Below are 11664 nucleotides of genomic sequence, written 5' to 3' on the forward strand. Positions count from 1 at the left end.
GGTCCTCGGACGCTGGAACGATGGCTTCCGGGCAGACTTAGCCCAGCGCCACCGCTTTGCAAATCACTGGAGACGACAATGAGCGACAGTGGAATCGGAATGCTTCTTGGCCAGCTCTCGGCCAATCTGCTCTGGCTCTGGTTCATCGGAGCCTTCGTGCTCGGCGGGGTCCTCGTCTATGGCGTGATGAAGGCCGGCCACCTCAGGCGCGGCGAGCGGGCACGGCTCGATCGCGCGACGGAAGAGCGGCAGCGTCAGGAAGATCCCTATAAGCGCCCAACCTGAGCGACCGCCACGCGCGCGTTGCGGTTTGGAACTTTCGTTCATCAAACGGCTTTGATCGCCTGAGGATTGAGGAGGGCGAGGCCTTCCCGTGTCACCTCAAGAGGAGGATGTATGGCCAAACGAACCAAGAAGCGCACAACCAAGAAGACGGCGGCGCGACGGCCGCGTCAGGCGCCGAAGATGCTCAGCGACCTGTTTCTGGAGACGCTGAAGGACATCTATTTCGCCGAGAACAAGATCATCAAGACCTTGCCCAAGATGGCGAAGGCAGCGCAGTCGAAAGAGCTGGCCGCCGCCTTCAACAAGCACCTGCGCGAGACCCAGGGCCAGGTCAAGCGGCTGGACCAGATCTTCAGGATGCTGGGCAAGCCCGCACGCGGCAAACCCTGCGAGGCCATCAACGGCATTACCGACGAGGGCGCCGAGATCATGAAGGAGTTCAAGGGCGCGCCGGCGCTCGATGCGGGTCTGCTCGCGGCCGCCCAGGCGGTCGAGCACTACGAGATCTCCCGCTACGGCACGCTGCGCACCTGGGCCGAGGAGCTCGGCATGCAGGACGCAGCAAGGCTGCTGCAGGCGACGCTGGACGAGGAAGAGGCGACCGATCATACGCTGACCGAGCTCGCCACCTCGGTGATCAACCTCGAAGCAGAGCAAGAGTACCGCGCCGCGGCCTAACCCCGCGCCCCTGCCGATGACAGAACGCCGCGGCCATGCCGCGGCGTTTGCTTTTTGGATCGCACGACGGCGCATGGCACGTCAGCGCTGCCGCACTGGACTTCCCGGGAACCAGCCCCATATGCAGCCTTTCCCACCGCCGAGCCTCCATCATGCAACCGAAAAATCCCCTCGACTGGATGCTGTCCGAAGCCCTGGACTCGCTGACCCGCGCCGAACGGCTGCGCCAGCAGTTCGGCCGCCAGCAAGCCTGCTGGGAGCCGCCGATCGACGTGCTCGAAACCGAGCATGAGCTGCTGATCCTGGTGGCGCTTCCCGGCGTCAATCCGGACAATGTCGAGACTGTCATCCATGACGGCGTGCTCGTCATCTCCGGCCAGCGCACCCTTCCGCCGGAGCTTCGCAACGCCCGCATCCACCGGCTCGAGCTGCCGCAGGGGCGTTTTGAGCGCCGCATTGCATTGCCCCTCGGCCGCTACGCCATCAGCCGCTTCGTGATGGACGGCTGCGTCGCATTGCGCCTTGCCAAATCCTGAGGTCGATCATGGCCACCGAACAGATGAACAACGAACAGACCAATAACGACGTGAAGATCCCCGACGACGCGCTGATCGTCATCCCCGTGCGCGAGATGGTGCTGTTCCCCGGCGCCATCGCGCCGATCACGATTGGCCGTGCCAAGTCCATCGCCGCCGCGCAGCAGGCGCTGCGCGAGCAGCGGCCGGTCGGCATCGTCCTGCAACGCAGCCCCGAGACCGAGGAGCCCGGGCCGGACGACCTCTATCGCGTCGCGACCATCGCCAACATCGTGCGCTACATCACCGCGCCCGACGGCACCCACCACATCGTCTGCCAGGGCGTGCAGCGCGCGCGCATCCTCAACTTCCTGCCGGGGACGCCGTTCCCGGCTGCGCGGATCCAGCAGATCCCCGAGCCGACCACGAATTCGCCCGAGATCGAGGCGCGCGCGCTGAATCTGCAGCGGCAGGCGATCGAGGCGATCGAGCTGCTGCCGCAGGCGCCGCCCGAGCTGGCCGCGATGTTCCAGGGCACCACCGCGCCCGGCGCGCTGGCGGATCTGGCGACCTCGTTCATGGACATCAAGCCGCAGGACAAACAGGAGGTGCTGGAGACCATCGACCTCGCCTTGCGCGTCGAGAAGGTGTCCAAGCATCTGGCCGAGCGGCTGGAGGTGCTGCGCATCAGCAATGAAATCGGCCAGAAGACCAAGGCCTCCTTCGACGAGCGGCAGCGCGAGGCGATCCTGCGCGAGCAGATGGCGACCATCCAGCGCCAGCTCGGCGAAGGCGACGGCAAGGCGGCCGAGGTCGCCGAGCTGACTTCTGCCATTGCCAAGGCCAACATGCCGCCCGAGGCAGACGCGCACGCCAGGAAGGAGCTGCGCCGCTACGAGCGCATGCCTGAGGCCGCGGGCGAAGCCGGCATGGTCCGCACCTATCTGGACTGGCTGATCGAGCTGCCCTGGGCGCTGCCCGCGGAGAAGCCGATCGACATCAAGGAGGCGCGAGCCATTCTGGATGCCGACCATTTCGGCCTGGAGAAGATCAAGAGCCGGATCATCGAATATCTGGCGGTGCGCAAGCTCGCGCCGCAGGGCAAGGCCCCGATCCTGTGCTTCGTCGGTCCGCCCGGCGTCGGCAAGACCTCGCTGGGACAATCCATCGCTCGCGCGATGGATCGCCCGTTCGTGCGCGTCAGCCTGGGCGGCGTGCACGACGAGGCCGAGATCCGCGGCCACCGGCGCACCTATATCGGCGCGCTGCCGGGCAACATCATCCAGGGCATCAAGAAGGCAGGCGCGAGGAACTGCGTCATGATGCTGGACGAGATCGACAAGATGGGCCGCGGCGTGCAGGGCGATCCTTCCGCCGCCATGCTGGAGGTGCTCGACCCCGAGCAGAACGGGACGTTCCGGGACAATTACCTGGGCGTGCCCTTCGACCTGTCGCGCGTGGTGTTCATCGCGACCGCCAACATGCTGGACCAGATCCCGGGTCCGCTCTTGGACCGCATGGAGCTGATCAGCCTCGCCGGCTACACCGAGGACGAGAAGCTGGAGATCGCGCGCCGCTATCTGGTGCGGCGGCAGCTCGAGGCCAACGGCCTCTCGGCCGAGCAGGCCGAGATCGAGCCGGAGGCGCTGAAGCTGGTGGTCAAGGGTTACACCCGCGAAGCCGGCGTTCGTAACCTCGAGCGCGAGATCGGCAAGCTGTTCCGGCATGCCGCGGTGCAGGTCGCCGAGGGCACGGCCGCGAAGATCGTGGTGGGGGCGAAGGACATCGCCACCGTGCTCGGCCAGCCGCGCTTCGAAGGCGAGATCGCACAGCGTACCAGCATTCCGGGCGTGGCCACCGGCCTTGCCTGGACGCCTGTCGGCGGCGACATCCTGTTCATCGAGGCTTCGCGTGTGCCGGGCCGTGGCGGCATGATCCTGACCGGCCAGCTCGGCGAGGTCATGCGCGAGAGCGTGCAGGCTGCGCTGACGCTGGTGAAGAGCAAAGCGCCGCAGCTCGGCATCGATCCATCGGTGTTCGAGAAGAGCGACATCCACGTTCACGTCCCCGCGGGTGCAACCCCGAAGGACGGGCCGAGCGCGGGCGTTGCGATGTTCACGGCGCTGACGTCATTGCTCACCAACCGCACGGTGCGCAGCGACACCGCCATGACCGGCGAAATCTCGCTGCGCGGCCTGGTGCTGCCGGTCGGCGGCATCAAGGAGAAGGTGGTCGCAGCCGCGGCCGCCGGCCTGAAGCGGGTGATGCTGCCGGCGCGCAACAAGCGGGACTATGACGACATCCCGAAGAGCGCGCGGGACAACCTCGAATTCATCTGGCTGGAGCGCGTCGACGAAGCCATCGCCGCGGCGCTCGAGCCGGTCGAGGCCCAAGCTGATGCGAAGGTCGAGGCGGCGGAGTGAACGCGATGAAGAAACTGCTGGAGAAGGCGAAGGAAGCGCGGAAAACCCAGCGGCTGCGCCAGCTGCTCGATCGTGCCATTGACCGGGTGCGCGATGCGCTTGCAGGAGCCGAACCGCGGCTTCAGCCGGTCCCGGTCCGGGTGAAGCGCCGCAAGGGTTGAGCCCTCCGTCTCAAGTCCTCGCGGCTGCCCCAAACAAAAGGCCCCCTCCTAGCCGAGGGGGCCTTTGCGTCGTTAGCCCACGGCGTCCTTGGCGGCCTTGACCGGGCGGGCGCGGACGATCTTCCGGGCCGGCTTGGCCTTGAACATCATCTCTTCGCCCGTGAACGGGTTGGTGCCCTTGCGTGCCTTGGTCGCGGGCTTCTTGATGACCACGAACTTGGCGAAGCCCGGCACCAGGAACAGGCCGTTCTTCTTGAGCTCCTTGTGACCGACGTCGGTCAGCGTCTCCATGACGCTCTTGACGTCGCGCTTGGAAAGCTCGGTGGCGGTCGCAATCTTTTCGATCAACTGCGATTTGGACATTTGGGTTGCCATCGTGTCTCCTCTGATTCGTTGGCGGTTGCATATTAGACCAACCGGCGAAGGCCTATAGCCTTCTGCACGGTTTTGTCGCGGTTTTACGGGCTTTTTTGGCCCTCTGTAGCAAAAAACCCTGCTTTTTAGCTACTTCCGGCGCGGGAGAAGCCTCTGGCAGCGGATTTTGCCTTGTTTCAAAGGCCCGCACGCCATCTTGCTAAAGCTGATTCGCCGCTTTCGACAAGCGGCGACCAGCCTCATTGTGCAAGAAGGCGCGCGTTTCACCCTAAAAAATAAGGGTTAGATCGCACGTAGCCGCTCTTCCCCCCGTAAAAGCAGGGAGAAAGCGGGGGGGAGATTGGCTAGACGCGCTCGATGATGACGGCGGGCGCCATGCCGCCGGCGGCGCACATGGTGACGAGACCACGCTTGAGATCGCGCCGTTCGAGCTCGTCGAGCACGGTGCCAATCAGGATCGAGCCGGTGGCGCCGATGGGATGACCGAGCGCGATCGAGCCGCCATTGACGTTGACCTTGGCGCGATCGAGCTTGAGGTCACGGATATATTTTTCCGCCACCACGGCAAAGGCCTCGTTGATCTCGAACAGGTCGATGTCCTCGATGGTGAGGCCCGCCTTCGCCAGCACCTTGCGCGTCGCCGGCACCGGCGCGTTCAGCATCAGGGTCGGCGAGTCCCCCATGTTCGCCATCGCGACGACGCGGGCGCGGGCCTTAAGCCCATGCGCCCTGGCGTAGGCGGGCGAGGCCAGCAGGATCGCGGCGGCGCCGTCGACGACACCGGAGGAATTGCCGGCGTGGTGCACGAAGTCGATATTCAGGTCCGGGTACTTCTGCAGGATCAGGCCACGATAGGTCGTGCCCTTGTCGTCGAGCGCGTAGTCGGCGACCGCGGGGAATGCCGGCTTCAGGCTGCTGAGGCCCTCCATCGTGGTCTGCGGCCCGGATACTCCTCGTGGTCGAGCGCGAGGCTGCCGTCCTCGCGGTGAACGGGCACGAGGCTCTTGGTGAAGTGCCCGTTCACAATCGCGTGCGCCGCGCGCTTCTGGCTCTCCAGCCCGAGCGCGTCGACGTCCCTTCGGCTGATGCCTTCCATCGTCGCGATCGCATCGGCGCAGACGCCTTGATGCGACTGCGGATGCCGCGCGCGCAGGCGCAGATTGCCGTTGTCCATCATCATCGGACCCGAGCCGCGGCGTCCCTCCATCGACATCATCTCGCAGCCGCCGGCAATGACGAGGTCTTCCGCGCCCGCCATGATCGAGGCGGCCGCCATGTTGACGCTGGTGATGCCGCTTCCGCAGAAGCGGTCAAGCGTCACGGCGCTGGCGCGCACGTCATAGCCGGCATCGAGCGCCGACATCCGGCCGAGATCGCCGCCTTGCGTCGCGACCTGCGCGCTGCAGCCCCAGATGATGTCGTCGACGTCGGCCGTATTGATGCCGGTGCGCGCCGCGATCGCGCGCAGCACGGTTGCGCCGAGCTGCTGCGGATGTACGCCCGACAACGCTCCCTTGCCGGCCTTGCCGACGCCGCGCGGGGTCCGGCAAGCATCGATGATCAGCGCGTCAGCCATTGGCGTTGTCCTCTTGTTGTGAGTGTTGAGGACGGTTCTGAATCAGGGGGAGAGGAGAGTCAATGCGCGCTGCTCCCTTCGCATCTCCCCGCTTGCGGAGACGGGCCGGATTTTACGCGCAGCGGAAAATCCGGGTGAGAGGGAGCCTCGGCAAGGGTGGTGACAGATGGACTCGCGGAGAGAGCCCCTCACTCCTGCCCTCTCAGCGCGAGCGAAGCTCCTCGCGGCCCCGTAAGAACGGGGAGAGGGAGAAAAGCTACGCCCCCGCCGCGTTCTTCGCGATCACGTTGCGATAAAAGCTGGCGCTGAGTTTCGGCGTGCGGACCTGGGTGTCGAAATTGACGTGGTACAGTCCGAAACGCTTGTTCAGCCCATACACCCACTCGAAATTGTCCATCAGGCTCCAGAGGAAATAGCCGCGCACCGGCACGCCCTCATTGGTGGCGCGCTGAAGCTGGGCGAGATAGTTGCGCAGGTACATGATGCGGTCGGTGTCGTAGATCTTGCCGTCCGGCGTCACGACGTCGTCGCCGGAGGCGCCGTTCTCGCTGATATAGATCGCATCCGTCTTCCATATCTTTGCCGCCAGCTTCGGCACCCAATAGAGCGTCTCTGGGCCGACGCGCAGCCAGTCCGAATTCATGTGCGGGAACGATTTCGGGATCGGCAGCGGGATGAATCCCGCACCCTGGTCGGAGGCCACGACGTAGTTCTGCGGCGCGTAGATGTTGAGGCCGAGGAAATCGACCGGCGAGGAGATGATCTTCAGCTCCGCATCGGTGAATTTCGGCGCGTTCGGCCCGGCGAATTTCAGGAAGGCGTCGGTATAGCGCCCCGTCATGATGACGTTGAGATAGCCGGCATTCATTTCGCGCAGCGCGATCTCGGCGGCGCGAACGTTTTCCGGCGTATCGATCGCGGGGGCGCAGGCATCGATGTTCTCGGCCGGCCCCACTTTGGTGCCGCGCCGACCATGGGCGCGCACCGCCTGGACCGCGAGCCCGTGCGCCAGCGCGCTGTTGTGCCTGATCTGGTTGACCTCGGCTTGCGGCAGCGTCAGGCCCGGCGCGTCGATGCCGATGCCGTAGCCGAAATAGACGAAGCGGCCGCTCTCGTTCAGCGTGAACACGTTTTTGACGCGGTCGGTCAGATGCTCGGCGACATAGGCCGCATAGTCGCCGAAGATCTTGCAGGTCTCCGTCGAGCGCCAGCCGCCGAAGCGATCCTGGAGCGATTGCGGCAGGTCCCAATGATAGAGCGTCAGCCACGGCTCGATGCCGTTCTTCAGGAGTTCGTCAATGAGCCGATTGTAGAAGTCGAGCCCCTTCGGGTTGGGCTTGCCGTCGCCGTCCGGAAACAGCCGCGGCCAAGCCACCGAGAAGCGGTAGGCCTTGCAGCCGAGCGCTTTGATCAGCGCGATGTCCTCCTTGTAGCGGTGATAATGCTCATTGGCGCGGTCGCCAGTGGTGCCGTCCTCGATCTTGCCGGGGACGCGCACGAACTTGTCCCAGATCGAGGCCCCTCGCCCGTCCTCGTTGACCGCGCCCTCGACCTGATAGGACGAGGTCGCCGTGCCCCAGACGAAGCCCGCCGGAAAGCCGGCGCGCGGCGCCGCTGCCGGCTTGGCCTTTGCCGCGTCGAGCGGACCGGTCAAGCCGGCTGCGGACAGCCCCGCGATTTTCGCGAACCGGCGACGCGAGACCTTGTCCGACATTGATGCTTCTCCGCTTCCCAGCTGTTGCGGGCGCACAATGGCGAGTTCAAAGCGGTTTGAGAAGCGAGCTTTGGGGAAGGCCGGACGCAGAATCGCGCAGCCTGGGGCGCGACATATGGATGCGGGCCAGTCCCCGCGCCGGCTCCCGTGATCAGCGCGAGCGCTTCGGCAACTTTGGCAGCTTGCCGGGGTTGAAGGCCGGGCGCTGCTCAGCCTGGTCATGTGCCGGCGGCTGCTGTTCGGTGAGAATGAGCGTTCCCTGGAGGACCATTCCCGGCACTTGCTGTGCCGTCGCGGTGTAAGTCGCGATCTTGCCGGGGCAGTTTCCCTCGATGTCCAAAGTGAGCTCGTCGTCCACGCCGAACACCGTGGCCCGTCCGTCGGTATGACGCTTCGTCGACACCGTGGCGGTGAAGCGATCTCCATCGACCTGACACGAGCCGTGATAGGTCATCAGGCTGTCACGGCCCCAAATCTGTCCGTCCGCGACATGGACGATCCCGGTCCCCTGATCGAGCGGCGTTTTGTACCACGCCGCATATGTCCCGTCCTTGAGCATGGGAGCAGTCTCCCCTGACATTCCCTCGCGATCATCCGCATGATTAGCGCTAAGAAAGCGTTAATCACGCGGCCCGTGCCATTCCGGACGCTGCTTGCGCAGCTCGGCTTCAAGCTCCTCAACGATGCCGTGAAGCAGACACGCGGCAAGCGGGTCCGTAACCTCCCGTTCCAAACGCCGATAACGCGCGATCTGGCATTCCTGCTCTCTCAATTGGCGCTCTGTCATCACACCGGCCCTCCGACTAACTGACGCGGAGACTACCGGGCGGTTTCGTTAAAATTTTCGGATCATTTGAGATGGTTTCTGATTGGTAAAGACAACGCCGCGCGGAGCGGGGCCAAATCATCCCAAGGGCGGCCTCGCCTCTAAGAGGACAGACGAAGCCAGACGTCCTTGCTTGCCAGCGTGCCATCCGGCGTGGCGATCTCCATGTCCACGACGTGCAGGGAGCCGGGCTCATCTCCATAGACGTACCGGAGGTGCCACACGAGACCCAGGTCCGGTGAAATGACAAAATCGTCCAATCCGTCGGTGATATCCCGAACGGCCTCGCGGTGGGTCAAGGGCGCGGAAAACATCGCATCGATCAAGTCGGCGAGGCTCATGCCCTCGACGAGCATGAATCGCGCGACCTCGTCACCGTAGACGTGCCGAAGCGCTGAAACGATCGAAGCGACGGCATCCGGATTCTTCAACGACACGGCAAAGCGGGCCTCCGAAGCCATCATGCCGGAGGCGGAATATTCTGCAAGCACAGCGAGCGCCATCCCGGAACAAGGGGCGGCCTCCGGCCTCGGCGCCCGGTGCCGGGACTTTCCGGCAGCTCGCCTTACCGACTATAAAACGCGCCGAATCGTACAGACGCGGCACCCGTGTCTAGAACGTCACCCGCATCCCCGCATAGAACGCGCGCGGCCGTGCAGGGCTGAGCGAGCGCGGATCGGTGAAGTCGTTGCCGCCGTTGGTGAAGTTGGGCAAGGCATCGCGGTCGAAGAATTGTCCGTAGGTCGCGTAGCGCTTGTCGAAGATGTTGTCGATCTTGCCATAGAGCTGGATGTTCTTCGTCACCTGATAGGAGGTGTGGAGATTGAACACCGTATAGGACGGCAGCTTGGTGTACTGGTTCGACTCGTCGCCGACCAGATACTGGCTGGAGACGAACAGCGCATTGCCACCGACCTTCCAAACGTCGGTCACGGCATAGTCGATGCCGACTTTGACGCGGTGGCGCGGGATCGCGGGGAGCTGGTTGCCGGGTGAGACGTGGATGTTGTCGTTGCCGTCGGCAAACGGGCTTTCCGAGCCGAGCTCAAGGGGGTCAAGATAGCGCGCGTCGACGAAGGCGTAGCTCGCTTGGAACTGGAGCGTGGGCGATTTGATGTTGATTTCGGCCTCGAGGCCCTGCCGGCGGGTCCGGCCGACATTTGTGAAATAGCCGAAGCCGGTTCGCCCGACGACGGGTACCGCAACAATGTCGTCGTAGTTGGTGGCGCGAAAGCCGCCAATCTTCCAGCCGAGGGTGCCGATGTTCAGCTCCTTGGTGCCCCGCAGGCCGGCTTCCACGGTCTTGGAGACGACCTGCTTGAGCGGCGGGTCAGAGACCAGAAACGCCGCGATCAGGCACGGGCGGGCTGGATCGGAGCAGCCTAGCTCGAGCGGCGTCGGCACGCGATTGGCCTCGGAATAACCGGCATAGGCGGTCAGTCCCGGCGTGATCTTGTAGGTGCCGCCGATCACCGGATTGAAGCGCGTGAAGGTATGATCGCCGTTGAGATCGGTCCCGAGCTGATCCTCAAGCGTGATGCGCGCCACGTTGAAACGGCCGCCGCCGGTGACGGCGAAGGCATCCGTGATGTTGAACGTGTCCATCGCATACAGGCCGTTATATTGATTGACGGTCCGCAGCGAGACGGGACCGGCGACTGTCGTCGGCTGGCCGGTCGGCCCCAGGAAGAGGCCGCTGCCGCTGACGACGTAGTTTTCTCCGATCGAGCCGATCTCGGCGGTGGCGTTGTAGCGCGTGACGCCGGCATCATAGCTCGCGCCCATCACGAAGCGGTTGTCGTGGCCAAACAACTGATCGGTGTTGGTGGCCTGCCCTGACACGCCGAAACTGGTCGAACGTATCGTGCTCCGGTCGATCTCGCCGAGGATGGTCCCCAACGGATACGGATTGACGAGCTGCGCGCCGTTCGTGCCATTCGCCGGCGTCGCGTCGTCGCCGAAGCACAGCAGCCCCAGGGCGGCGCATTCCTGCACGTCGGTCGGATTGCCGTCGACGAGCTTCTGCTCGTACCTGCGCACATGCGCGGTGCCTTCGAGCGTCCAGGTCGGCGTCGGATCGGCCTTACCGGTCAGATTGAGATAGCCGACGCGGTTGGACGTGGTCTGCGGCGTGGTGTAGGTCGCGCCCCAATATTTGTCGAGCAGCTCGGCGGGAACGGTGGCGCTGGCGCCGAAATCGTTCTTCGCGACGCCCATATTGGCGTGGAATTCGCTGTCGCCTGCCTTGTAGCCGACATCGCCGTAGAAGCGCCGCACGGTCGATTGGGAGAAATTGCGGAAGCCGTTGTCGCGCAGGCCTTCGAGCGCGGCGTAGACACCGTAGTTCTTGTCGACCTGCTTGCCCCATTGCGCCGAGCCCTGGATGCGGCCGAACGAGCCGCCCATCACGTCGATCTCGGCGCCCTGATAGGTAAAACCGTCCTTCATTTGCAAATTGATCGCGCCGCCCAATGCGTTGAGGCCGAAGGCGGGATTATTGGTCACCAGCGTCACCGACCTGATCGCGGCGGTCGGGATCAGGTCCCAATTGACGGCATCCGAGAAGGCTTCGTTGATGCGGACGCCGTTCTGGTAAACAGCAAGGCCTTGCGGCGTGCCCGTCACGGGCGAAGCGACGAAGCCCCGGAATTCGACGTCCGGCTGGAACGGATTGCCGGTGACTTCGGTGATGTTGACGCCGGCGATGTTGTCGCGCAGCGCGTCGGTGACGTTCAGCGAGCCGGTGCGCTTGATCTGGCTGGCATCGACGGCGTTGATCGCCGAAGGGACCTTGTCGACATCGAGACCTCTGCCGGTGCCCGGCGCGGTCGGGTAGACGTAGATCCGCGTCCGGGGACTGGCGGACGACGCAGCGCCGATGCGCGCGACCGGCCGCGTGGGCGCGCTACGTCTCGCCACCGACGGCGGCGGCGCCGTCACTTCGACCGGCGGCAGATTCTGGACGTTGGTCTCCTCGTCTTGCGCGGCCCCGGCAGGGCTGGCGAACACCAGACCAGTCGACACCGAGGCCATCAACAAACGACGCTTGAACGAAAGAACCTTGCCCATCCCCGCCTTCCCTTCCGTGACCACCGGCTGTTTTGATTTTCG

Annotated in this window: 11 protein-coding genes and 1 pseudogene; 5 read left to right on the forward strand and 7 right to left on the reverse strand. The window is 64.6% G+C overall.

Annotated elements, in window-relative coordinates:
• Nucleotides 1-78 precede the first annotated feature (78 nt).
• The 5 genes from IVA81_RS38185 (at nucleotide 79) to IVA81_RS38205 (ending at nucleotide 4062) form a co-directional block, all read left to right on the forward strand.
• Nucleotides 79-285, forward strand: coding sequence for a hypothetical protein (locus tag IVA81_RS38185; protein ID WP_247327932.1), 207 nt, complete (start codon nucleotides 79-81; stop codon nucleotides 283-285).
• A 111-nt stretch (nucleotides 286-396) separates the two neighbouring features.
• Entirely contained in the window at nucleotides 397-963 is a 567-nt protein-coding gene (locus IVA81_RS38190) for a ferritin-like domain-containing protein (RefSeq protein ID WP_247327935.1), read from the forward strand.
• A gap of 152 nt (nucleotides 964-1115) precedes the next feature.
• Nucleotides 1116-1499: an Hsp20/alpha crystallin family protein gene (locus IVA81_RS38195; RefSeq protein WP_247328029.1), complete on the forward strand. Its 384-nt coding sequence runs from the start codon at nucleotides 1116-1118 to the stop codon at nucleotides 1497-1499.
• 8 nt (nucleotides 1500-1507) lie between these two features.
• Nucleotides 1508-3901, forward strand: coding sequence for an endopeptidase La (gene lon / locus IVA81_RS38200; protein ID WP_247328031.1), 2394 nt, complete (start codon nucleotides 1508-1510; stop codon nucleotides 3899-3901).
• A gap of 5 nt (nucleotides 3902-3906) precedes the next feature.
• The gene (locus tag IVA81_RS38205; protein ID WP_247328033.1) at nucleotides 3907-4062 is read left to right on the forward strand and encodes a hypothetical protein; all 156 of its coding nucleotides are present in this window, start codon (nucleotides 3907-3909) and stop codon (nucleotides 4060-4062) included.
• A gap of 72 nt (nucleotides 4063-4134) precedes the next feature.
• On the opposite strand, the gene IVA81_RS38210 is transcribed toward IVA81_RS38205, so the two are convergent.
• The 7 genes and pseudogenes from IVA81_RS38210 to IVA81_RS38240 form a co-directional block, all read right to left on the reverse strand.
• Nucleotides 4135-4437, reverse strand: coding sequence for an HU family DNA-binding protein (locus tag IVA81_RS38210; RefSeq protein WP_094891268.1), 303 nt, complete (start codon nucleotides 4435-4437; stop codon nucleotides 4135-4137).
• Nucleotides 4438-4781: 344 nt separating this feature from the next.
• A pseudogene (locus tag IVA81_RS38215) lies at nucleotides 4782-6013 on the reverse strand (acetyl-CoA C-acetyltransferase).
• Between the two features lie 256 nt (nucleotides 6014-6269).
• Nucleotides 6270-7727, reverse strand: a complete 1458-nt coding sequence (locus IVA81_RS38220) for a GH1 family beta-glucosidase (protein WP_247328051.1) — start codon at nucleotides 7725-7727, stop codon at nucleotides 6270-6272.
• A gap of 151 nt (nucleotides 7728-7878) precedes the next feature.
• Nucleotides 7879-8286: a hypothetical protein gene (locus IVA81_RS38225; protein WP_247328054.1), complete on the reverse strand. Its 408-nt coding sequence runs from the start codon at nucleotides 8284-8286 to the stop codon at nucleotides 7879-7881.
• Between the two features lie 60 nt (nucleotides 8287-8346).
• Complete coding sequence (locus IVA81_RS38230) at nucleotides 8347-8514, reverse strand: hypothetical protein (protein WP_212092075.1); 168 nt, start codon at nucleotides 8512-8514, stop codon at nucleotides 8347-8349.
• A 140-nt stretch (nucleotides 8515-8654) separates the two neighbouring features.
• The gene (locus tag IVA81_RS38235) at nucleotides 8655-9056 is read right to left on the reverse strand and encodes a hypothetical protein (RefSeq protein WP_346659436.1); all 402 of its coding nucleotides are present in this window, start codon (nucleotides 9054-9056) and stop codon (nucleotides 8655-8657) included.
• A gap of 109 nt (nucleotides 9057-9165) precedes the next feature.
• Nucleotides 9166-11622, reverse strand: coding sequence for a TonB-dependent receptor (locus tag IVA81_RS38240; RefSeq protein ID WP_247328057.1), 2457 nt, complete (start codon nucleotides 11620-11622; stop codon nucleotides 9166-9168).
• Nucleotides 11623-11664: the final 42 nt, after the last annotated feature.

It is taken from the genome of Bradyrhizobium sp. 141 (assembly GCF_023074055.1).
GTDB lineage: Bacteria > Pseudomonadota > Alphaproteobacteria > Rhizobiales > Xanthobacteraceae > Bradyrhizobium.